Origin of the sequence: Microcoleus sp. Pol11C3 (genome assembly GCF_036701485.1) — a bacterium.
Lineage (GTDB): Bacteria > Cyanobacteriota > Cyanobacteriia > Cyanobacteriales > Microcoleaceae > Microcoleus.
Window position 1 is genome coordinate 1 of record NZ_JAUBQW010000029.1, and the last position, 22771, is coordinate 22771.

General features: G+C 46.8%; 13 protein-coding genes. 6 read left to right on the forward strand and 7 right to left on the reverse strand.

All coding sequences use genetic code 11. From position 1 onward, the window contains the following. Positions 1 to 259, forward strand: a 259-nt coding sequence (locus tag QUA40_RS09565; protein ID WP_333124500.1) for an ISAs1 family transposase, incomplete at its 5' end; no start/stop codon positions are given. Between the two features lie 82 nt (positions 260 to 341). Next, positions 342 to 1154 (forward strand): hypothetical protein, encoded by an 813-nt coding sequence (locus QUA40_RS09570; RefSeq protein WP_333124502.1) that lies wholly within the window; start codon positions 342 to 344, stop codon positions 1152 to 1154. Between the two features lie 96 nt (positions 1155 to 1250). Here QUA40_RS09570 and QUA40_RS09575 read toward each other — a convergent pair whose 3' ends face one another. Then, a complete protein-coding gene (locus QUA40_RS09575) occupies positions 1251 to 2231 on the reverse strand; it encodes an ABC transporter ATP-binding protein (RefSeq protein WP_333124505.1) in 981 nt (326 codons plus the stop codon). A 110-nt stretch (positions 2232 to 2341) separates the two neighbouring features. Here QUA40_RS09575 and QUA40_RS09580 point away from each other — a divergent pair, with 110 nt between their 5' ends. Together QUA40_RS09580 and QUA40_RS09585 are read left to right on the forward strand one after the other, a co-directional pair. Further along, on the forward strand, positions 2342 to 2548 hold the full coding sequence (locus QUA40_RS09580; protein ID WP_333124508.1) for a hypothetical protein: 207 nt from the start codon (positions 2342 to 2344) through the stop codon (positions 2546 to 2548). Positions 2549 to 2701: 153 nt separating this feature from the next. Further along, on the forward strand, positions 2702 to 3214 hold the full coding sequence (locus QUA40_RS09585; protein WP_333124510.1) for an ARC6/PARC6 family protein: 513 nt from the start codon (positions 2702 to 2704) through the stop codon (positions 3212 to 3214). 117 nt (positions 3215 to 3331) lie between these two features. Here QUA40_RS09585 and QUA40_RS09590 read toward each other — a convergent pair whose 3' ends face one another. The 5 genes from QUA40_RS09590 to QUA40_RS09610 form a co-directional block, all read right to left on the reverse strand. Continuing rightward, a complete protein-coding gene (locus tag QUA40_RS09590; RefSeq protein ID WP_333124513.1) occupies positions 3332 to 4348 on the reverse strand; it encodes a phosphoribulokinase in 1017 nt (338 codons plus the stop codon). Between the two features lie 164 nt (positions 4349 to 4512). Next, on the reverse strand, positions 4513 to 6144 hold the full coding sequence (locus tag QUA40_RS09595; RefSeq protein WP_333124515.1) for a GTP-binding protein: 1632 nt from the start codon (positions 6142 to 6144) through the stop codon (positions 4513 to 4515). A gap of 552 nt (positions 6145 to 6696) precedes the next feature. Next, positions 6697 to 7830: a hybrid sensor histidine kinase/response regulator gene (locus QUA40_RS09600; protein ID WP_333124517.1), complete on the reverse strand. Its 1134-nt coding sequence runs from the start codon at positions 7828 to 7830 to the stop codon at positions 6697 to 6699. Positions 7831 to 7887: 57 nt separating this feature from the next. Continuing rightward, positions 7888 to 8964 carry a response regulator gene (locus QUA40_RS09605; RefSeq protein ID WP_333124519.1) on the reverse strand — a complete coding sequence of 359 codons (1077 nt, stop codon included), beginning with the start codon at positions 8962 to 8964 and terminating at the stop codon, positions 7888 to 7890. Between the two features lie 9 nt (positions 8965 to 8973). Then, positions 8974 to 17211 (reverse strand): PAS domain S-box protein, encoded by an 8238-nt coding sequence (locus QUA40_RS09610; protein ID WP_333124522.1) that lies wholly within the window; start codon positions 17209 to 17211, stop codon positions 8974 to 8976. A gap of 987 nt (positions 17212 to 18198) precedes the next feature. Between QUA40_RS09610 and QUA40_RS09615 the strand changes: the two genes are divergently transcribed. Then, positions 18199 to 20139 (forward strand): ATP-binding protein, encoded by a 1941-nt coding sequence (locus tag QUA40_RS09615; protein WP_333124525.1) that lies wholly within the window; start codon positions 18199 to 18201, stop codon positions 20137 to 20139. A gap of 232 nt (positions 20140 to 20371) precedes the next feature. After that, positions 20372 to 20902 carry a DUF937 domain-containing protein gene (locus QUA40_RS09620; protein ID WP_333124529.1) on the forward strand — a complete coding sequence of 177 codons (531 nt, stop codon included), beginning with the start codon at positions 20372 to 20374 and terminating at the stop codon, positions 20900 to 20902. A gap of 96 nt (positions 20903 to 20998) precedes the next feature. On the opposite strand, the gene ilvD is transcribed toward QUA40_RS09620, so the two are convergent. Further along, positions 20999 to 22684 (reverse strand): dihydroxy-acid dehydratase, encoded by a 1686-nt coding sequence (gene ilvD / locus QUA40_RS09625; protein ID WP_333124584.1) that lies wholly within the window; start codon positions 22682 to 22684, stop codon positions 20999 to 21001. Between the last annotated feature and the right edge of the window lie 87 nt (positions 22685 to 22771).

Genomic DNA, 22771 nt, shown 5'->3' on the forward strand with positions numbered 1-22771 from the left:
GCTTAATGGTCGTGTAATTCGTCAACATTGGGGTATTGAAAACCAAGTTCATTGGACTTTAGATGTCACTTTTAATGAAGACCAATGCCGCATTCGGTCGTTAAACAGCCCTCAGAACTTGGCTCTTCTAAGACGAATGGCACTTAATGCCATCAATCAAGAAACGACTCTCCGGCGTAGTGTGCGACAAAAAAAGAAACGAGCGGCGATGAATGATGACTATATGATGCAGATTCTCAAATGCTTGTGTCAAGCCTGATTAAGATGCTCTTACCCTGCAACTATTAGAAACAGAACATCAAAGCAAAATCCTCTTCACCAGTCGCGAAAGCTTAGCCGAATTGCCGCCAACTGTCACCCGCGAAATCCAGCTCAACGGATTGAATCGAGATAGCGCAGTTGCCCTCTTGCAATCTTTTAATTTGACTGCAAATGCAGAGGAATTAGCCGAAATGGGCGATCGCTATTCTGGACATCCCAAAGCCTTACAACTCGTCGCAGCCTTGATTCGAGACGATACCGAGTTTCAGGGAAATGTCGGGATTTTTCTGCACCAGAGAGACTGGTTGCTGATTCGAGATATTGAAAGAGCGATCGATGAAATGATAGCGCGTCTGGGCGACGGCGAGCAAACTTGTCTCAGCCGAATTTCTATCTATCAAACCTCAGAATATCCGCTATCTTTTGCAGGAATTAGCGCTCAAATGCCAGAAGTTAGCAAATATGAACTCAAAGAAAATATTATTCAGGCACTCAAACGCCGACAATGGCTATATTACGATCGCCACCTCAAATCCTATCAGTTGCATCCGCTAGTCCGAGAAAAGGGCGAGTACCTGCTAAGTCAACATCCCGAAAATGTCCGTACCGCCCACAGCCAAGCCTATAACTATTATATCAGCATTCCCCTAAAACCAAAATCAGAATGGCAAGATATCGAGGATATTAAGCCGCTAATCAGAGCGCACTATCATGCTTCTCAAGCAGGAGATTTAGAGGCGGCAAATGCGATTATTTCTGAAGTTTGTGAGTATTTGCGACAGTGGAATTGTGCAGAGTTGGTGTGTGGAAATATAGAGTTGCCACTGTTAACAAAGGTTAAAAACATTAGCCTTTCAGGGGCGGGCAAGATGCCCACCCCACAAGAAATTTGATGTGTTGTGGAACGGGCATCTTGCCAGTTTTCTTATTAGTTTGGGCGGGCAAGATGCCCAACCCCTACTCCCCACCATAAACTTGATATATAAACTTCAACCACTAGAATAAATCCCTCTTTCTTGCAGTTGCTGCATAAAAAACTCTTCCAAACTCGGCTTAGCCAAATTCATCCCAATTAGCTGCCCTCCCGTACCGTTCAGACTAGAAAGAAACTCCTTCGGATCGCCCTGCAAATGACCGTACCACAAATCATTATCAACTTCCATATCCGGTATCCATTTTTTCAGGATATTCAAGTGGCCCCCCCTACCTTCAACCCGGTAAGTTTCTGTTTTGCCGAGGATTTCGTCGATCGCACCAATGCAGATTAACTCACCCTTCGCCAAAATTGCCACTCGATCGCAAATCTTCTCCACATCAGACAATATATGCGAATTAAAAAAAATCGTTTTACCTTGATTTTTCAGCGATAAAATTATCTCCCGCATCTGATAGCGCCCCATCGGATCTAAACCAGACATCGGCTCATCTAAAAATACCACATCTGGATTGTTAATCAAAGCTTGAGCCATGCCGATCCGTTGCAGCATTCCCTTAGAATACTGACGCAACTGTTTTTTAATTGCCGCCGATTGAGATAGCCCAACTAAGTCTAGTAAATTCGGAATTCGCTGTCGCTGAATTGAGGGGGGAATTTCAAATAAGCCGGCCGCAAATTGCAAGAATTCCCACCCCGTGAGATAATCGTAAAAGTAGGGATTTTCTGGCAAATAACCGACTCGCTGCTTCACAGTGCGATCGCCCAAAGGCCTCCCCAAAAGCAGCGCCCGCCCAGAAGTCGGCCGCACTATACCCAGCAAAGTTTTCAGCAGCGTAGTTTTTCCCGCTCCATTTTGCCCTAACAACCCGAAAGTTTCCCCCTCAGAGACAGTCAGAGTGCAACTTTTGAGCGATTCAATCTTTTGGTTCATCCAAAAGCCAGTACGGTAGAACTTGCCCAGATTAAATGTTTCCACTACTGGGGTAGCTCCGGGCATCTCCGTGGAAGTTGGCGCATCTATAAGAGGTTCCATTTTCGTAAGCGAAATAAGTAGCACCTGATTATATTCTATGGCATAAGTTCAGTAATAATCGCTCTTTTTAATGTTAAACTAATATTAGCTGCACTTAAAATTTTATGAATATGGATCGTTCAAAAATTATTGCTATTATCACTGGGGTGATTTCTATAATTTTAGCAGTTGCCTACCTGCTGCTCGTCACCCTCCTCGACTTCCGAGGCGAAATGCTGCCCGCACCTCAAAGTCAGTTGCCAGTCTCCATGCCACTTCAGCAATTAGGCACTGCTTACCCGACTTTGCGAGCACCCAGGGTTTATTCTCAATCGTGAAAAAATAATACAATTAAAATTCCGAAATTCCCCCTGTACACGATTTAGACTAAATTACCGATCAACTAACGATAGGTTGAGATAATCGGGTAATAATTCTCACCTATATTTTGGCTAAATCAAGTCAACTTAGCATGATGGAGGACTTTAGATATGAAACCGATAATCCTACTCGTTATCTTAACTCCTTTGTGGTTGACTCCGCCCGCGCCAGCGGAAAATATTACTTGTACCAGACAACGGATTGCCACAAATTACTGCAAAGATCATATTAGTCAAGCTCAGAATATTACTCTCGGACAAGCTTCGGATTTAATTAGCAAGTGGCTGGAGGCAAAGCAGACAATATTTGCTCCTCCATTCGATCGCCAATTGCTGGCTAAAATGACTACAGGTATTTTGTATGCCGATACAGTCAAAGGGATAGACAATCTGACAAACAGCAATTCTCAGTACAGATACGGTGTCCAAAAAGTTGAATCTGTCGAACGCTTTGCAGCATCTGGGAACAAAGCCACTATTGAAGTCAGAGTCACCGAAGATGCCACAGTTTACCGAAATGGCAAAGTCGAGACTAGCAGTTTCAATACTAAGCTAGTGCGCTATACCTTAGAGTATTGGGATGGCATCTGGAAAATTGCCGACTCTCAAATTCTCAGTCATTAGTCCTGGGTTAGTTGTTATTTGTTACTAATGTGAATTAGTAAGTGCTAAAGGTGAGTGGAACTAAGGACCACAGACAAATAAACAAATAACAACTAACCAATAACAACTAACAACTAACTAATAAACATGAATTGCTTTCATCATGTGATATGCAACTAGCAACTGCGTCAAAGCTAGCGGGTAACTTTGCAAAACTTCGCCAGTTGTGCCGATCAGTTTGCCAATTTCTGGGTTGCCTTGGGCGCTGCAAAATCCTCGCAGGTGGGGCAACTCGCTGCACAACATCATTTCCAGTTCGTTTACTTGCTCGCTAGTAGCGTGGGAGTCTACTTCCAAAACGTCAACTGGTTTGCCCATATCCCGATCGAGTCCCAAGCGAATTGCAGGTTTAAAACTCTCACTGCCTCGACCTAAAATCTCAGTAAAATCAGGGTGAGGTATAGTAGGCCTGAGCACTAAACGGACGCTCAAATTCGATTCATTGTCCGCTTCGGGCGGGTAAAAACTAACTACAACGTCGGCAAATTGACGCTGGGGGCGAATGAAGTCTTCTGAATCCGGTTCCCGCTTTTGCATTTCAGCCAGCACCTGTTCTTCAGTATAACCGCGCTTCATGATATCGCGCTTAACTTTCCACTGAGTTCGCAGCTCTTCTGGGGGAGCGAGATACACTTTTACATCGTAAGAATCGCAGATTGTTCGGGTTGAGTAACCCAGCAAACCTTCAACAATTACAAATTTGCTGGGCTTGATGTATTCTGGCGGATCGAATGTACCTGAGTGGTGGTTGTAAATGGGTTTGAGAATTGCTTGTCCGGTACGCAGCAGGCTGAGGTGCTGCTGCATGATGTCGAGGTAATTGCAGTCGGGATGCAATGCTGTGATCCCGATTTCGGCCCGCTGCTTTCTGTCGTAGCGGTGATAGTCGTCAGTGCAAATCACAGTGACATTTTCAGGGCCCAATACTTGGGCAATTCCCCGCGTGAGGGTGGTTTTGCCCGCTGCGCTGTCTCCGACAATACCGAGAATGATTGGTCGATCGCTCATTGTTTTTACCCGGACGGACAATAGCAAATTTTGTTGTGAATCTTCAATCTTATCAAAATTGTGTTCGGTTCGATCAATCTCTCGCATAGTTTGACTTGATCCCCCCCGGAGTCTCCCCCATTTGTAAAATTATTGTAAAATTTCTTAATAAAATTCAACAAAGCAGACTCAGGAAACATCTCATTGAACGATCGTAATTACCCAATTCTCACTTCCCTGTTTGGCTAATTCCCTGTTTGGCCAATTCCCCATTACCAGTCATCCTTTCGCTTGTTGGTGTGGGTTTCCCAATCATCATATTGCGGCGGCTCATACAAAGGTTCGGGTTCTAATTCTGCTGACATTTCTAATTCGGGTTCCGATTCTTGCTGATAGATATTCAGAGGTTCGACAACGCGAGCGATCGCATCTTTGACAAATGCTTTGACAAACTCGTCTTTCCTATTTAACTGAAACTGCCTTTGTACAACTTCGGTGATGCCGCCGTCGCCCCAATCTTGATCATGGCGGAAATATTCAATAAAACTTTTACCGGCAATTCTGGTTAAATAAGCGGCGCTGACTGCTTGAATTGCTTTGCCAAGTACAAACCCGGCTACGCTTAACTGCAACGCCCTTGACACTACTTGAATTACGCCTTCAACTATTCCCAAACTTGCTAGGGTTTTTGCTAGAGATAATGCCAATTCTTTGGCGCGATCGATATTTAATTCGCAGCCGTAAATCTTGGCAATTTCTACTACCATTTGAGCGTTAACTGCTGCTGTAGCTAACAAATCAACAACTGGCAAAGGCGTTACGGCAATTACTCCGGCTCCGATCCACTGAAATCGCTCTACTGCCTTATCAGCTTGCCGCCTTCTTTGAGCATCAATTAACTTGCGCGCTTGGTCACCCAAGTGCTGAGATTGCAGCAAAATATTGTCCGCAATTAAGTCTTCGCCTTCGGCTCGCAAAATCGCAGCAACCCGCCGAATTAATGGCATAATATCCGGGTATGGCTGAAAAATTGTGCCGTCTTCTAGTACAACTTTTTGCGGATTGGCGCTAATCGCTACTACATCCATTCCTGATACAAAACCTTTGACTCGCTGCCGCAGTCGATCGAGAATCTCATCTCTGTCGTTGTCGGGATAAAGGTCAACTTTATTAAAAACCACGATCGACCTTTTGCCAATTTCCGCCAAAGTCCGCAGCGGTTCGTACTCGGATTTTCGCAAATCGCCGTCCAAAACAAATAAGATCAAATCTGCCCTCGCCGCCAACTGCCTCGCCAATTCCTCTCTGTAAGTCCCCGCAACTCCCGCTTCCAAGATACCTGGGGTATCAGTAATTGCTAATTCTCGATCGATTCCTTTCAATTTCAGAGTGTAAGTTTCCCCAACCTCAGTAGTTCCCATCGGCGCGCCCACCTGTCCCGCCATCCGCCCCACCAGCGCATTCACAGCGGAAGTTTTGCCCGCAGAACCGGTCCCGAAAACAACTACTCGAACGCTGCCCCTAGCCATGCTAGCTTCAATTTCGCGAGCTCTCAATAGCAAAGCTTGCCGCGCTACTTCATCTTGAATGCGATCGACTTGTTGCCGAATTGCTTTGAGATTTTCCGAAGCTGCTTCACTTTTTACAACAGGAACCTTCGGAGTAATCGGCCGTTTTCCCTTAACTTTCTGAGGGCGTTGCAGCAGCCTAAAATAGTAAACCAGCGCAAAAATTAGGGTTCCCAAAAGTACAATTATTAGGAAAATCAGCAAATTAGCCAACAGCGGAGAAGCAGACCACGCAACTTGACTGTAAAGCCCTGTTAAGGAACTCACCAGCCCAATAATCAGCCCCAGGGCGAGGCAGAAAGCAGCAATTAAGGTTAACAGGCGCGGCAAAGGCATGAGGGCAGTGGCAAATAAAAGGGTTATGCTTTGATTTTTACATTACGCCGATAGTCATCAGTCATTGCAAATCTAAAATCTAAAATCTAAAATCTAAAATGCCGAAGCGCCCGTTAGCGTTAGCGAAGCGATCCGAAGGAAAGCCCTCGAAGAGGATCGTACTGCCCGAACCCGCAAATCCCGATTCTGTGCGACTGCGGGCGCGATTTGCGGGGTTTTAGTGGTAGCGGGTGCAGATGGAGTGCGATCGCGCCCTAGTCTGCAATTGTAGCTTGCACGAGAACTAAGTAAGTCGGTGGGAAAATTCGCCAGTATGTAACAAAAGATTAAGTAGGGTGATTCGAGTTAAATTTAATAGGTTGTGTAAGGTTGTGTACGGTTTTTTGTTTACCTTCTATCCCATGAATTACCCCAGAAGCAAGCTCTAATTCGGAGTCAAATATTTGCCCTGCTCCTTCATCTTTTTTGATGTGTTGCCACTCCCATGCAAAGCAAATTTATTCCTTCTCAATCTCCATAACGATGCCACCGGACTTTATAGAAAAACTCATGCTAATTGCGGACAATCGGCAGAGTGAGATGTACCGTTGTTTCCTTTTGATAGATACTAGTAATTGAGAACTCTCCTCCTGCCAGTTCGACAATTTTCTGGACAATTTTTAAGCCGATACCGGTGCCCTGCTGCTCATACTTCTTGCGATCAAACTGCATGAAGGCACCAATTTTAGCAATTTGTTCTTCTGTCATGCCCTGCCCCCAGTCATGTACAGATAAATGCAGCATCTCCCCTACGACTTGACTACTAACTTTAATGGTTGTCTCTGGTGAGGAGAATTTCAGTGCATTATCAATTAATTCATGGAGCATCCTTGATAGATATCGCTCTGATAGAGCGATATCAGCTTCCTCAAGCGTTAACAACAGATCGTTGCTACGGTTGACCTTCTGAGCCTGGTATTTCAACTCGGCTTCAATAGCGGAAGCTGAAAATTGAGTCCGGGCAGATTCGATCTTGTGCTGTTGACTTGCCGATAGTTCTAATCCTAAATAAATCAGGAATTTTTTCGTTAATTTTTCTAGGCGACGGGCAGAGTCATGTGCCCAGCCTAAGATCTCACGGATTTGGGCGAGCTCCATGTCTTCGAGCTCGTCCTTGAGCCACGAGATCGTGCCTAAGATGCCATTGAGGGGCGTATTCAGTTCGTGGGATAGAGTAGAAGCTAAGTTGCCACGCAGCTCATTGAGGGTGCTTTCCAAGAGATTGATGGTATTTTCTTGGATGTGGTATAAGTTCTGGATATTATCATACTGTTGCTTGATTCTGAGCATTGAATGCACGCGAGCACGCAGTTCAATAGCATTTACAGGTTTACTAATGAAGTCGTCGGCTCCGGCAGTTAGACAATAGGCAAGGTCTGATTTTGAGCTTAATGCTGTCACCATAATGATGGGAACGGCTTGCCATTTTGACATGGCTTTGATTTGCCGACAAATCTCGATGCCGTCTATTCCCGGCATCATCACATCCAGCAAAATAAGATCCGGATCAAATATGTCGAGGGATGCGATCGCATCTTGCCCGCTGGCAGCGTAATGCAATTGATAATCCTGCTCTGATAACAGGGTTTCAATCACATCAAAGTTATCCGGCTCATCATCAACAATTAAGATAGAGAATTGAAACATAATTGTCACCAGTTCAATAATGTAAAAAGTGTGATGATTTCATGTGATACTCGTCAGCTATGCTGCCAAACTGATTTCAAAAATAGCACCTTGTGGTTGGTTGCTTCTCACGCCAATTTCGCCGCCATGTGCCTCAATGACCATTTTGCAGAAAGCTAAACCCAACCCTATTTGAGAGACATCCGACATCAGATTTCCAATCTCGTATTTCTCAAAAATCTTGTGCCTCAATGTATCAGGAACACCCGGGCCCGAATCTATAACCTGGATTTTGGCGTTGCCCGATGTGAGGAATTCTACATTCACTATGATTTCACTATTGGGTGGGGAAAACTTAATGGCATTCGAGAGGAGATTATCCAGCGTTCGATGTATCATGGTGGCATCAACAGAGACTTTTCTACTGGTTTCTTCTGGTAATTGAGCGACCAGCGACTGATTTTTTTTAGCAGCGATCGCTTCAAAGTTTGATAGGGCAGACTTTACCAGATCGCAAAGATAAACCTCTGTGTAATTGAGACGATTCTTACCGGATTCTAGTAAAGCAATTTGCAATAAATCATCAATTAATAGCTGTATTGCTTGTGCTGACGAGTAAAGTCGAGCCAGTTGCCTTTGTTGTTTTTCTCTAGGATACTCTACGCTTTTTAGGAGTTCCAAACCAAGCAAGATACCAGCCAGGGGATTGCGTAAATCATGGACTACCATTTTAACCATATCTTCCCGCAATTTGAGTAAGCTTTGCAGGTCGTCATACTGGTGCTTAATTCGCAGCATACAGTGAACTCTGGCACGTAGTTCAATAGCATTGACAGGTTTACTAATGAAGTCGTCAGCGCCGGCAGTGAGACAAAGGGCAAGGTCGGATTTTGAGTTTAATGCTGTCACCATAATGATGGGAACGGCTTGCCATTTTAACATGGCTTTGATTTGCCGACAAACTTCGATGCCATCTATTCCTGGCATCATCACATCCAGTAAAATAAGATCAGGCTCAAATATGTCGAGGGATGCGATCGCTTCTTGCCCGCTGGCAGCGTAATGCAATTGATAGTCTTGCTGGCTCAAGAGGGTTTCAATTACATCAAAATTATTGGGATCGTCGTCAATGATTAAAACGGAGGGTCTGTTCACGGCTTATCTTTATTTAGAAGCTAAAAGTTGTTGAATAGTGCTTGCCAATTGCTTCAGCTTGACGGGTTTGGTGAGGTAATCATTGGCTCCGGCGGCAAGACAACGATCGCGATCGCCCGTCATGGCTAAGGCAGTTAGGGCAATGATCGGCAGATCGACTAAGTTTGGCTCGCAGCGGAGCTGCTGCATAGCTTCTAGACCATCCATACCAGGCATTTGAATGTCCATCAAAATTAGATTGGGGTTTTCCGACTTGGCCAGGGCGATCGCCTCTTCTCCATTCTTAGCCAAGAGAATGCGATAGCCTTTAGCTCTCAGGTAGCTCGAAATCGTAGTGATATTGGCTTCGTTGTCTTCCGCCAGCAAGATTAAGGGAGAGCCTCCCTGTTCGGGCTCGCTGGGTTCGATGCTGGGATCTGTCTGGGATTCCAGGTCAGGAGAGGATGGCGCACAAGCAGTGCAGGGAAGGTCGATCGTGAAGCAACTTCCTACACCCACAGTGCTGGTAAGCCCCACCAGCCCGCCGTGGAGTTCGACGATGCGTTTCACCAGGGCAAGCCCCAAGCCAGTGCCTGTATATTGACGATTCAGCGCGCCATCTATTTGGATAAAAGGCTGAAACAGTTTGTTGATATGTTTTGGGGCAATACCAATACCTGTATCGATGACGGCAATTCGCAGAGTCTCTTTGACCAAAAAATGGGGTGGGGAACCGGCAGAATCTGGGTCGGCAGGGCGCTGTTGACGGCTGACTTCTAGGGTGATGCGTCCTCCGTTAGCAGTGAATTTGACAGCGTTATTGAGCAGGTTGATCAAGACTTGGCGCATCCGCCGTTCATCAATTAATAAGTCCGGCAGATGGGGTGGCATTTGAATCTCTAGCTGGATGCGTTTTTGCAGGGCTTGTTGTTTGATAAATGCCAGACTGGATTGACAGAGATGATTGATAGAAACAGGGGTGCGATCGAGTTCCATTTGACCCGATTCAATTTTGGCGACATCCAAAATGTCGTTGATTAACTCTAGCAAGTGAGAGCTACTCCGCTCAATGGTTTGTAAAGCTTTGATTTGTTGTTCGTTGACGATGCCAAAGACTTGCTCCTGTAGCCCCTCGCTCATGCCCAGAATGGCGTTAAGAGGGGTGCGGAGTTCGTGGCTCATGTTTGCCAGGAATTCGTCTTTGAGACGGGTAGCACGGGCGAGTTCTTGGTTAGAGACTCCCAGTTGTTGGTTGCGCTCGGTGAGCTGCTGCTGGGCTTGTTGTCGTTCGGTGAGTTCTTGCTGCAACTGCTCAAATAGGCTAGCTTGTTGAATTGCGATCGCCAACTGGTTGGCAATTTGTTGCAGGAGTTGCGCTTCAGAGTCTTGCCATACTCGTTGTTCTCGACAGGCATGGATGACTAAAACCCCCCAGAGCTTCTTGGTTTGCCCTGGGGCAACCCATCTATGGCTTTCGCTGCTTCGGACTTCTTGCAGGATAGGTGCAACGATTTTGGACTGGACTTGACCAACGGTTGCGTATTCCACCAAGCAATCAGTCCAGATATCTGTCATTACATCGGGGACGATGCGGGGCTTGCCCTGCCAGTACCGGTTGAGGATTTCTTGAGACCACTGTTCGTCCTCCCAGTGATGGTCTTTGAGTGCGGGGAACTCGCTAGACACAGCTTCTTCAACAATTTGACTTCTGCCATCCCCAAATAGCCGGAACACGATGATCCGATCGCCTTGCAAGATTTCTTTGACTTGCTGTGTCACAGCCGCCAAAATTTGGTTAATATCCAACGATTCGCGAATTTGCTGGGCGATGACTCCCAAAGTTCGCTGCCGTTGCAGTTGTAAAGCTATCGCCTTTTCTGTTTGCTTGCGGATAGCCAGTTCTGATTGTACCTGTTCGTAGAGATAAGATTGCTGAATTGCGATCGCTAATTGGTTAGCAATTTGTTTAAGTAAATTGATTTCCCCGTCTTGCCATTGGCGCGGACGATCGCATTGATGAACAATCAGCAACCCCCAGAGGGTTTGATTCTGAATAATTGGAACTACGAGTTTGGCTCGGACCTCGATGTCTGCGAGAAATTCCACCAAGCAAGGTAAGATTGACTCGTTTTCATCTTCCCTATCGTTGAGGGCATAAACTCTTCCTTGGATATAGCGATCGTAGTTCTCTTGGGGGAAAACTTCTTCAGGGAAGAGGATATCTAGGAGCTTAAGCCTATTTTGCGAAACAGATTCAGCAATGGCAGCCCCTGTCCCTTCAGGAAAAACCCGATAAATTAGCGTTCGGTCTGATTGCAAGAGCTGATGGATTTCCTCAACAGTGCTATTGAGAATATCGTCCAGATTCAGAGACGATCGCATCCGTTTAGTAATCGCTCCCAGCAAACGTTCCTGTTTTGCTTGTTGTTGGAATCTCACTTCGACTTCTTTGCGATCGGTGATATCCTGAAACGTGCCTACCAGACCAATAATATTACCTGAGCAGTCTCGCAGGGGAGCCTTGTGGGTTTCGATAAATATTGGTTTACCATTGGGTAGGGTTAGCGTTTCTTCGATCCCTAATATAGCTTCACCCGTTTCCATTAACCGCCGATCCATCGCACAATACTCGTTCGCCTCGACTTCTTCCTGGCAAATATCTAAATCTTTTTTACCTATACTTTCCGTCGTAGATGGCAAGCCTAGAGTTTGGGCAAACTGCTGATTGCATCCTAAAAAAACCGACTCTCGATTCTTCCAAAACACGGCGAGCGGGATGGTATCGAGTACCGTTTGCAGAAACTGCTGAGATTCCTGCAAAGCCTTCTGGGCCTGTTTGCGATCGCTGATGTCTACTAATACACAAATAGTTTGCTCCTCTGAGCCTGGAAGAAGTGCGGCTCCGAGCAGGACAGAAATCCGGCTGCCATCCTTACGGTAGTATTCCTTTTCCAAGGACTCGATCTCGCCATCCTGTGTCAGGCGCTCGATCGCTAAAAAATCAGCGGGGAGATATTCGGGGGGGGTCATGGCATCCCAATGAATCATCCCAGCATTTAATTCCTCCCTAGTGTAGCCAACCATCTGTAAGAAGCGATCGTTGGCATCGGTAATTTTCCCCTGAAAATCGGCAAACATCATGCCGCTCACACTGGAATCAAACACCCGGCGGAAGCGCATTTCACTGCTTTCCCTGGCGAGTTCAGCTTGTTTGCGATCGCTGATATCCGATAAAATTCCCTGGAAGCTAATCAATTCCCCTTCAGCATTTATAACGGGTGTGGCGCTGCTTCTCACCCAGACATAATTGCCATCTCGGTGGCGATGTCGGAACTCATAATCACTTGACTTTTTACCAAATTTGATATTCTCCCGATACTCAGTAACCACCAAAGAGCGATCGTCTGGATGCACCAGATATATAAACGACTTACCAATCCATGCACTCTCATCCCAGCCAAACATCGTCTTGAATTGCGGTGACACATAAGTGAGTAGGCCATCGGGTTCACATGACCAGATCAAATCATTAGCCCCTTCTACCAGCCGCCGGAATTTAGCTTCACTCTCTGCTAATTCGGCTTCGATCTGTTTGCGATCGCTGATATCCCGGCATACACAAATCAATAATCCATCGTCTGTGAAGGTTAGGGATAGCTCTTGGGCAAAGGTAGAGCCATCTTTGCGGAGGGCGATCGCCTCTCCCTCCCAAGGGCGAGCGCGCCTCAGCACCGGCAAGACTTCCCGCTCAAACCGTTCTAACTCCTGTTCGGAATACAAAAGTTTCCAAGATTTGCCCACCAGTTCTTCGGGACTTTCGTAGCCAAACAGTTCTAGATGGGCTTGATTCAAATAGAGGTAGGCATCTCCGTGCATAATCGCAATGCCGTCGATCGCCGCCTCAATTGCCGCCAGTTGTATTTTTAGGGTTTCTTGGGTTTGTTTGACATCGCTAATATCGGCAAAATAGCCAACAATCTCGGTTGGGCGACCTTGTTCATCTCGCACCAGGCGCATTGCATCCCTTATCCAAACGTAGTAACCATCGCGATGCAAAAATCGATATTCATGCTGATGAGTATCGTACTCAAAGAGAGCGGATAGATCTGCAAAAACTCTAGGGGCATCTTCTGGGTGAAGATGGTGAGCCCAGAAGCTGGGGGTCGATACAACTTCTTTTGGCTTGTAGCCCAAAATGGTTTCGATATTTTTGCTGATGAAGGTTGAGTCATAGTCGCCATAGGGCTTACAGCTATAGATCATCGCGGGACTGGATGCCAGAAGAAATTCGAGGCGTTCTTTCAACAGGCGATTTTCTCGCTCTGTCTGTTGGCGATCGGTAATGTCTTGGATCAGGGCCAGCGAATAGAGATGTCCATCATCAGCCGATAGGATAGAGGTGGAAATGGAGATAGTGCGCCGCTGTCCATCTTGACGCTGGATTTCCCTTTCCACTGTGATCGGGTGCATCTGTCTACAGTTGGCGATCGCCTGTTCTCGATCTTCTAGATTCGGGTACAAGGTTTGATACCACCCCAGACGGTTAATTTCTTCTAAGGTGTAACCCGTAATCACTTGCATTTGCTGATTCCAGACTGTGAAGCAGACAAAGGGAAACTCCTCAACTTGATGGAAAACGCACAGCCCTTCTACCATGTTTTCTACAATTTCTTGACGGAAAGTATTTTCCTGCTGAAGCGTTGCTTCGGCCAACTTGCGATCGGTAATGTCGAAGCGAATGGCTAGATACTGAAAAGGTCGCCCTTGTTCGTCCAAAAAGGGGACGATGGTGGTCGCAACCCAGTACAGGCTACCGTTTTTTGCCCGATTGCAAATTTCACCGCGCCAAATCTGACTGCTGTTAATGGTGCGCCACAAGTCTTGGAAAAAAGCAGGTGGATGATAGCCAGAGTTGACAATGCGATGGGTTTGTCCGATCAGTTGATCGCGAGAGTAGCCAGAGACTAAACAGAAGCGATCGTTGACGTAGGATATCACCCCTTCGCCATCGGTGATGACCACAATGGCAGACTGATCCAAGGCCTGTTTAAAGGCTGATAATTCTTGAATTAACTGCTGTCGTTGGAGTTCAGCCTGTTTGCGATCGCTAATATCAAAGTTGATCCCAATCATGCTCTGGGGATTACCTTGGACATCTCGCACCACCACTCCATTGGCTTTAATAAAGTGGATGCTGCCATCGGGATGCAACACTCGAAACTCGGTATCGTATTCTGCCTCTCCTAAGACGGCTTGCTGGAGCAAGGTTTGGGTGGGGATGCGGTCATCGGGATGTAGGCTGTTTTGCCACAAGTCGTAGGTCTGACAGAAATCAGATGGTTGTCTCACAGGAAACAGTTCGTACATCCGCTCATCTGCAAGGATGGTATTCTGTCCAACGTTCCATTCCCAACAGCCGATCGCCCCTGATTTGAGGGACAAAGCGAGGCGATCCGATACTTTCTGTAGTTCCACTTCTGCACGTTTGCGATCGCTAATATCTTGGGCGATGCCTAAAAAGCCGATAATTTGCTGATTGGCATCCTTGAGGGCGGTGATGGATAGCGACACAGGAAATCGAGAACCATCTTTGCGGATATAGCTCCACTCTTCTTCGCTCACCATCCCTTGGCGTGCTTTGGCAACAAAAACCTCAAAGCCGGGAGGAATATTTTGCCCTAGTTCGGCAGATAGTGATGGTGCCCGCTCAATTACCTCATTTGCATCGTGGATGAGTGCGGGGGTGGCTTTGCCGATGATTTCTTGACCACTGTAACCCAGCATCCTTTCGCCTGCAGCATTCAAGGTCTGGATGATGCCAGTTGGGTCAGTGGAGATGATCGAGTAATCAGCACCATCGAGGATGGCGCGTTGCAGGCTGTTGACTTGGGAAAGCTCTTGGGTGCGTTCTGCGACTTTGGTTTCTAGTTGTTGGTTGAGTTCCTGGAGTTGTTGTTCGGCTTGTTTGCGATCGCTAATGTCTGTAGTAGTTCCTATATACCCGATAACTTGCCCGTCTGCATCCAGTTCGGGAACGGACTGCCCATATACCCAAACCACAGCACCGTCGGGATGTTGAAAGCGATATTCGAGTTGGAAAGGGCCCTTTTCTTGGAGAGATTGCTCCCATTCGGCGATCATCCAATCGTGATCGTCGGGGTGTAGCCCTTGTTGCCATCCTTCCCCGATGGCGGTTTTTGGGGTAAGTCCGCTAATCAGACACCACCAATCGTTAACATAGATGCACTTGCCCACAGCATCAGCGCGGAAAATCCCCACAGGTACGGCTTCCACTAGGCTGGCGTAGCGTTTTTCGCTTTCTTGCAGGCGGACTTCAGTTCGTTTGCGATCGCTAATGTCGGTAACGGTGCCTATATAGCCGCTCCGAGGTCCATTGGCATCGAGTTCGGCGACGCACTGCCCATAAACCCACGTTACCTTACCGTCGGGACGTTGAAAGCGATATTCGAGTTCAAAAGAGTCGTTACCTTGGAGGAATTGCTCCCATTGGGCGATGACCCAATCGCGATCGTCGGGGTGCACTCCTTGTTGCCATCCCTGGGCGATAGTGGCTCCTGGTCTGAGTCCGCTGATCTGAAAGTAGCGATCGTTGACATAGGTGCATAGCCCCTCCGCATCGGTGCGAAAAATCCCCACCGGAGCGGCAGCGGCAAGGGCGGCGTAGCGTTGTTCGCTCTCGATCAGGGTGGCTTCGATCCGCTGTCGCTTTACCAGTTCATTCTGCAATTTTTGCTGGATCGTGTCTTGCCCAAGGGCGATCGCCACCTGTAGAGAAACTTGTCGCAGGAGTTCGATCTCGTCAGTCGTCCAAGAGTGTGCAGTGGCTCCATAACTGGCAATCATTAATCCGCGCAGTTGTTCCTCAATCACGATCGGCACCATCAGCTTGGCACGAATATCAAACCCCACTAACAGTTGCTGATGGCACTGGGTCATTTCTGCGCCGTAGATGTCGTTGATGACGCGAATTCTGCCCTGGCGATACGGTTCAAGCCATTCTGGGCTCATACAAGGATCGTGGGCTTCCCTATGGAGTACCGATCGCCCAGGGTCAGTAATCGCTTCCGCAATCACCGTGCCGCTAAAGTCAGGCCGAAACTGGTAAATGATGACGCGATCGCACCCCAGAAGCGAGTGAATTTCCTGCACCGTAGTATGCAGAATATCTGACAACTTCAGGGACGAGCGGATCTGCTCGGCAATGGTATTGAGAAGTTGCTCTCGATCGGCCTTTGCTTTGAGGGCGGCTGTCCCAGCTTCCACCTGCTGCTCGATCTCAACGTTGCGATTTGCCAGCAGCGCTACCTTTTCTGCCTCTAGGCGCACCACCTTTTCTTCCCACTTCTGGACCAGTTTGTATAGCTCCAGCGGGTTGAGGGCTTGCAGCAAACTGGTCTGGGTGACGATGCCTAATAGTTCTCCTAGCTCCCCTGTCACCGCCAACCGACGGATCGATCGCTGCTCCACGATCTGCTGCACAGTCCAAAGCGACTCCTCTGGCTTGACTTTAAAAATCGGTGTACTCATTACCGCCTCAGCCAGACAGCTTTCCAGCTTCAAGCCCAAGGCCTGAAATTGCACCATATCCCGCTCGGTGAGAATCCCCACTGGAATTTGTAGCGGTTCAGTAGAGATTCCGCCTGGGTGTACAATCACCACGGAACTGACGTGATGCTCTGCCATAAGTTGGGCGATCGCCAGTAGGGAAGAATCTGGCGCAGCACAAATAACTTCGCGGGTCATCACTTCTGCTACCATACGCAACCGCAGCAGGTCGATCGGTCGAGAGGTTTGGCGCAGACTTTCGTGAGTCACTAGGCCCACTAGGCGATCGAGCTCGTCCAGGATGGGCAAATGGCGAATGTGGTGCTGTTGGAGCAGGTTAATCGCAAAAAATAAATCGGTGAAGGCGGATTCGCGGAGGGTGACGACGGGGTGTGCCATCACCTCCCGGAGCGCCAAATTCTCCAAGGAACGCTGCTGGGAACTCAGCCGCACCACGTCTCGCTCGGTCAGTAAGCCGACCAATTGCTTGTTTTCCACTACAAACACGCAGCTCGATCGCGCCTCTAGGTGGAGGTCGTCGAGTTGACCATCCGCCGTTTTAGGGGTGTTGCAGAGCGATCGTACGCCGCTCATTTGGGCGATCGCATCCATCACCGTCGTATCGGGCGAAACCACCAAGGGCTCCCGGATGATCGCAGTCCTGAGTTCTATTGGAGTGAGAGCCGTAGTACCACTGAACATGAGTTTATAGGGTTTTCTTGCTGATTATTTTTTTAAACACTTCGCCTTAAACACATGAGCTGATAGCGTAGCCTGGCGTCAGCCATAGTAACGAGAAGAGTTACTTAGCTGCACGACATTCTCTAAATATTATATTTACTTACAGTTCGCTTCTGGATGAAATGAGTTAGGGAAATTTTGCGACTCTAAGGTAACGATCTATTATCAATTTCATGAGATAATAAAAAGAGAAAGTAACGATCTATTATCAATTTCATGAGATAATAAAAAGAGAAAGTGCCGTAAACCCTTTACTCGACTATGTTGAAGCTCGGAGAACCCGCCGTAACGATAAAATTTGTTGACGATTGACGATTACTGTGAATTATACAGAGCATACAGAACACTATTCCCCGAAGTGAGAAATTGTGAGGCGTTTAATTAATTCCCTAGATGAATTTTCTGATATTAAGCGTAAAACACTACTAGCAATATTTCGTGTACTGGGATTAAGCAAGAAACAAAAAATATGGCATTTTCTCAGCAAATTACTTGACAATTAGAACGCTTGATAAATGCTAGATTAAACCTTATTCTACCCGAACTCGCGGCACAATAAATTTTTATAATAATTATTGTTGATAAAGTAGCAAATTCAAAGAAAGGGAAGACAACGATTATCTGAAACGATGTCACCAATCAAATAGAGTTTAAGTAAGTCGGTGTGAAAAAAACGAACTCTGTTAAAAAAACAAGTGAATACAGAGAATGTTTCTACTGAGGCAATTCAATATATGGGCGCTATATTAACAGAAACCCGGTTTTTTAACCCCAGTGCCTCCTGGAAGCTCCGAAAGTAGAAACGAGAAACCCGGTTTCTTAGGCAAGGTAAGAGCGTCCTAATTTACAAAAATTATCACATTAAATATCAATGCGGTACTATCAAATCAGCCGCGAGTTAAGTTAGACTGAATTGTCAGTGCGTGAATTATTCACAGGTTAGCATCTATGCAGCTCAAACATCTGAATCAGCCTTCACAAGAACTCTCTACCTCTTGCGAGCATAACATCAAAGAGAGCCAGCCACTTAAGCCCAATTATTTCGCTCACATAGCCCATTCCTTGGGCAACCTCAGTATTCGCGACAAAATCAGCAGTGGGTACGCACTGGCTCTTTGTGTTGCGATTGGGGGAACGACTGTCGGGATGTTGGTGGGCACTCATTACTATCGCAGAACTAACAATCAAGTACACATCGATCGCGAAAGTCAGCTTTTAAATAACTTGCAGGTGGCTTTGCTGCGGATACAAAATAGCCAAGAGTGGCTGATTTACTGGCTCGACAAGCCAGAAATATTTGACAGGAAATACCAAGAACTACAAAACAATATCTACAGTTTAAAATTTTCCTTATCAGAACTTAAGAATCAGAAACACAGGGACGAACATATAGATGGTTTACAAAGTTTTCAACAAACTTACGGTTCGCTACTGTCTAATTACATTGACCAGCTAGAAGTAGTTAATAAAAAAATAAGTAATTCGCCCAAAAAAGCCGATCAAAAAAGTGTTAAACGCAAGTTGCTGTCTAACTTGGAGCGAGATAAAATTGGGTTGCAACTAGATAGGGCGGTCAATGATATAGCAGAAATTATGGATCGCGCCCAAGAGCAAGAAGATGCTGGGCGGGAAGATCTGCTGCGAGCCCAGGCGCTGCGGGTGCAAATAATTTTGGGTAGCATGGCACTGTCGATCGTCGTTGCAGCAGTGCTGGCGGGCTTCACCAGTCGGGCGATCGCCAAACCCCTAGCCGCTGTAACTAAAATCGCTCAGCGAGTGACTGAAGAATCTAATTTTCAGTTGCAAGTACCAGTTACCAGCACCGATGAAGTGGGAGTATTAGCAGCTTCGCTGAATCAACTGATTCAGAAAGTAAATCAGTTGCTAGAAGAATTGAAATCTGAACAACAAACCCAGATACTTCAAAATGAAAAAATGGCAACTTTGGGGCGGATGTTAGCTGGTGTTGCTCACGAAGTTAACAACCCAATCAATTTTATTTATGCCAATATCGACCCAGCGAGAAATTATGTTGAAGATATTTTAGATTTGCTCAAAACGTACGAAAAAGAAATTGCTAACCCGCCTGCGGCAGTGCTGGCGAAAGGCGAAGAAATAGACATCGATTTTCTCAAAGAAGATTTGATCAAAATATTTGACTCGATGCAAGTAGGCGCTGAAAGAGCCAAAGCTATTATCTTAAGTTTGAAAGATTTTTCTCGCCTCGATGAGGCAGCCCCTCATCCCGTCGATTTGCACGCCTGCATAGACAGCAGTTTGCTGATTCTCAACAGCCGCATCAAACAGGGTATTGAAGTGGTGCGACATTACGGCAATATTCCGACTGTTGAAGGTTATATGGGTTTGCTTTACCAGGTATTTGTTAACCTTCTCAACAATGCACTAGATGCTGTGGAAGAGAAAGTAAAAATTGAGAAAGCCAGCTCTGAAGAGGCGAAAAAACAATCGGCTTCGGACTCAAGAAAACCAGAAGCACCGAGTTTTTCGCCGAGAATTGTGATTGCTACAGAATACTTGGACGACGACTCAGTGGTAGTGCGAATTTCCGATAACGGTATGGGAATAGCGCCAGAGAGTCAAGAAAAAATGTTTGAAACATTCTTTACTACTAAACCGAGAGGTGTAGGTACTGGTTTGGGATTGGCCATTGGTCGCGAAATTATCGTCAAGAAACACGGGGGGACGATTAACTTTTGGTCGGAGGTGGGAACGGGGACGGAATTTTCGATCGCCCTGCCGATTAAGCAGGAGGATTTAATGCCAAATACGCTCTTAGAACCTCAAATTTCTCGCGAATATAATTCCCTAGGTAATGAGAACGTGCCAACCAAATCCGAAAATAGAGGAACTGTAAAAACCAAAAAATAATATTTTTTAGTTTTTTACGAAAAATAATACAACTGCAAGCAAGCTAAAAACTCTGAGGTCATAATTCAGGCCAAATCTCAAATTTCAAATAGCTATGAGATTGCTTACTGACTGGCTGTCGCTATCCCACTCACTGAGTGATAATACGAAAATAAAAACTATTTTCCCTAATCTTTAAAAACAGGATTTGCTATAATTTAAAGTTGAGCAATCACTGTACGGAGCGAAAATTATGGGACTATTTGACCAAATTTTGAGCGCGATCGACAATCCCAACCAACAAGCAAACCCCAATCAGTTGGGCAACATTCTCGGTGCGGTAGAGCAGTTGAGCAGCAACCAGGGCGTCAATACGGGCACGACTCAGCTAGCAATGTCGGTTTTGGGCGGATACGTGCGATCGGCATTACAAGACGTGCGATCGCAATCGGGAGACGCACAAGCTCAAGAAGTTGTCAACCAATTTAGCGGCACAAATCCCAATCCGCAGGCGGTACAGAGTTTGTTCGGAGCCGGGCAACTGACGCAGATAGTGAACGATATCGCCCACAGAACCGGTTTGAATAACGCCACCGTGCAGGCGATGATACCTGTTTTGGTACCGATCGTACTGAATTTGCTACAAACCGGCAGCAACGCTCAGAATCCAGCGCAGGGCGGAAATCCGGTTTTGAATACGTTTTTAGATGGAGATGGAGACGGCGACGTAGATATTACTGACGCAATGTCTATGGCAAGTCGCTTTTTGAATCAGCGCAGTTAATTTGGAATTTTGTAACCGCAGATATCAGCGGATGGACACAGATGAACGCAGATAGGAATTTATCTGCGTTCATCTGCGGTTACAAAAATTCCAACTTTAACCCAAACCCAAATCAGTCACAGCACCAACACTGCTAGAAGAAACCAACTTAGCGTATTTAGCCAAAACGCCCTTAGTATAGCGAGGTTTAGGAGGCTGCCAAAGAGCGCGCCGCTGCTCCAATTCCGCATCAGAAACATTGAGCTGCAACAAGCGATTTTGAGCATCAATTGTAATCGAATCGCCCTCTTTTACCAAAGCAATTGTGCCTCCTACTTGCGCCTCCGGTGCAACGTGACCGACAACCATGCCGTAAGTTCCGCCAGAGAAGCGACCGTCAGTAATTAATCCTACAGAATCGCCCAAACCGGCGCCAATTATTGCCGAAGTTGGTGCTAACATTTCGCGCATTCCCGGCCCGCCTTTGGGGCCTTCGTAGCGGATGATAATCACATCTCCGGCTTGAATATTGCCCGCTAAAATTGCATCCAAACAATTTTCTTCAGATTCAAATACCCGCGCCGGGCCGGTAATTTGCGGTTTTTTAACGCCAGTAATTTTAGCAACGGCTCCTTCGGTTGCTAGATTTCCCCTGAGAATTGCTAAATGTCCTTGGGCGTACATCGGATTATTCCAAGGGCGGATGACATTTTGGTCGGTGCGGGGTTCGACTGGAATATCTGCCAACACTTCCGCAATTGTTTTGCCGGTAATTGTCATGGCGTCTCCGTGCAGCAAACCCTGTTCTAGCAACATTTTCATTACTAGAGGAATGCCGCCGGCTTTGTGCAAGTCGGTTGCTACGTATTTGCCGCTGGGTTTGAGGTCACACAGCACCGGCACTTTTGCTCTAATTGTTTCAAAGTCGTCGAGGGACAGTTCAACGCCGATCGCATTTGAAATGGCTAATAAATGCAGCACAGCGTTGGTTGAACCGCCGATTGCCATAATTACGGCGATCGCATTTTCAAAGGCCTTACGAGTCAAAATTTGGCTCGGTAACAACTGTTTGCGGATCGCTTCCACCACAACTTTTGCAGATTCGGCAGCGCTGTCAGCTTTTTCGGCATCCTCAGCAGCCATTGTCGAAGAATAGGGCAAACTCATGCCCATCGCTTCAAAAGCGCTCGACATCGTATTTGCTGTGTACATTCCGCCGCAGGCACCCGCACCGGGACAAGCTTTTTGTTCCACTGCGTTGAGTTCTGTTTCGTCAATTTTGCCAGCGCTGAATTGACCGACTGCTTCAAAAACGCTGACAACTGTTAAATCGCGTCCGTTGTGGTGTCCGGGTTTTATCGTGCCACCGTAAACAAAAATAGCAGGAATGTTCATGCGGGCGATCGCAATCATCGCCCCCGGCATATTTTTATCGCAACCGCCGACAGCCAGCAACCCGTCCATACTTTGGCCGTTGCAAACAGTTTCGATGGAATCAGCAATCACATCTCTCGACACCAGAGAATATTTCATCCCTTCAGTTCCCATCGAGATCCCGTCGCTGATAGTAATCGTACCGAACATCTGTGGCATGGCCCCGGCTTCCTTTGCACCCGCAACAGCCCGCAAAGCGAGGTCGTTCAATCCCATATTGCAGGGCGTAATCGTGCTGTACCCGTTGGCAATCCCCACAATCGGCTTAGTGAAATCGCCGTCGCCAAAACCGACTGCCCGCAGCATTGCCCGGTTGGGCGAGCGCTGCACGCCCCCAGTCACAGCTTGGCTTCTCAAATTTTCAGGCATTTTAAAATTTCCTTTCTCTGTTGACAGTTGACAGTTGACAGTTGACAGTTGTTCAGTTGTCAACTGCCAGCTCGCCCCAAAACGGAT

Excerpts from the sequence above, each read along its gene's own strand:
- QUA40_RS09590 (WP_333124513.1), bottom strand. The coding sequence starts at position 4,348 with ATGCGAGAGATTGATCGAACCGAACACAATTTTGATAAGATTGAAGAT.
- QUA40_RS09575 (WP_333124505.1), bottom strand. The coding sequence starts at position 2,231 with ATGGAACCTCTTATAGATGCGCCAACTTCCACGGAGATGCCCGGAGCT.
- QUA40_RS09615 (WP_333124525.1), top strand. The coding sequence starts at position 18,199 with ATGCAGCTCAAACATCTGAATCAGCCTTCACAAGAACTCTCTACCTCT.
- QUA40_RS09610 (WP_333124522.1), bottom strand. The coding sequence starts at position 17,211 with ATGTTCAGTGGTACTACGGCTCTCACTCCAATAGAACTCAGGACTGCG.
- ilvD (WP_333124584.1), bottom strand. The coding sequence starts at position 22,684 with ATGCCTGAAAATTTGAGAAGCCAAGCTGTGACTGGGGGCGTGCAGCGC.
- QUA40_RS09600 (WP_333124517.1), bottom strand. The coding sequence starts at position 7,830 with ATGTTTCAATTCTCTATCTTAATTGTTGATGATGAGCCGGATAACTTT.
- QUA40_RS09580 (WP_333124508.1), top strand. The coding sequence starts at position 2,342 with ATGGATCGTTCAAAAATTATTGCTATTATCACTGGGGTGATTTCTATA.
- QUA40_RS09620 (WP_333124529.1), top strand. The coding sequence starts at position 20,372 with ATGGGACTATTTGACCAAATTTTGAGCGCGATCGACAATCCCAACCAA.
- QUA40_RS09585 (WP_333124510.1), top strand. The coding sequence starts at position 2,702 with ATGAAACCGATAATCCTACTCGTTATCTTAACTCCTTTGTGGTTGACT.
- QUA40_RS09595 (WP_333124515.1), bottom strand. The coding sequence starts at position 6,144 with ATGCCTTTGCCGCGCCTGTTAACCTTAATTGCTGCTTTCTGCCTCGCC.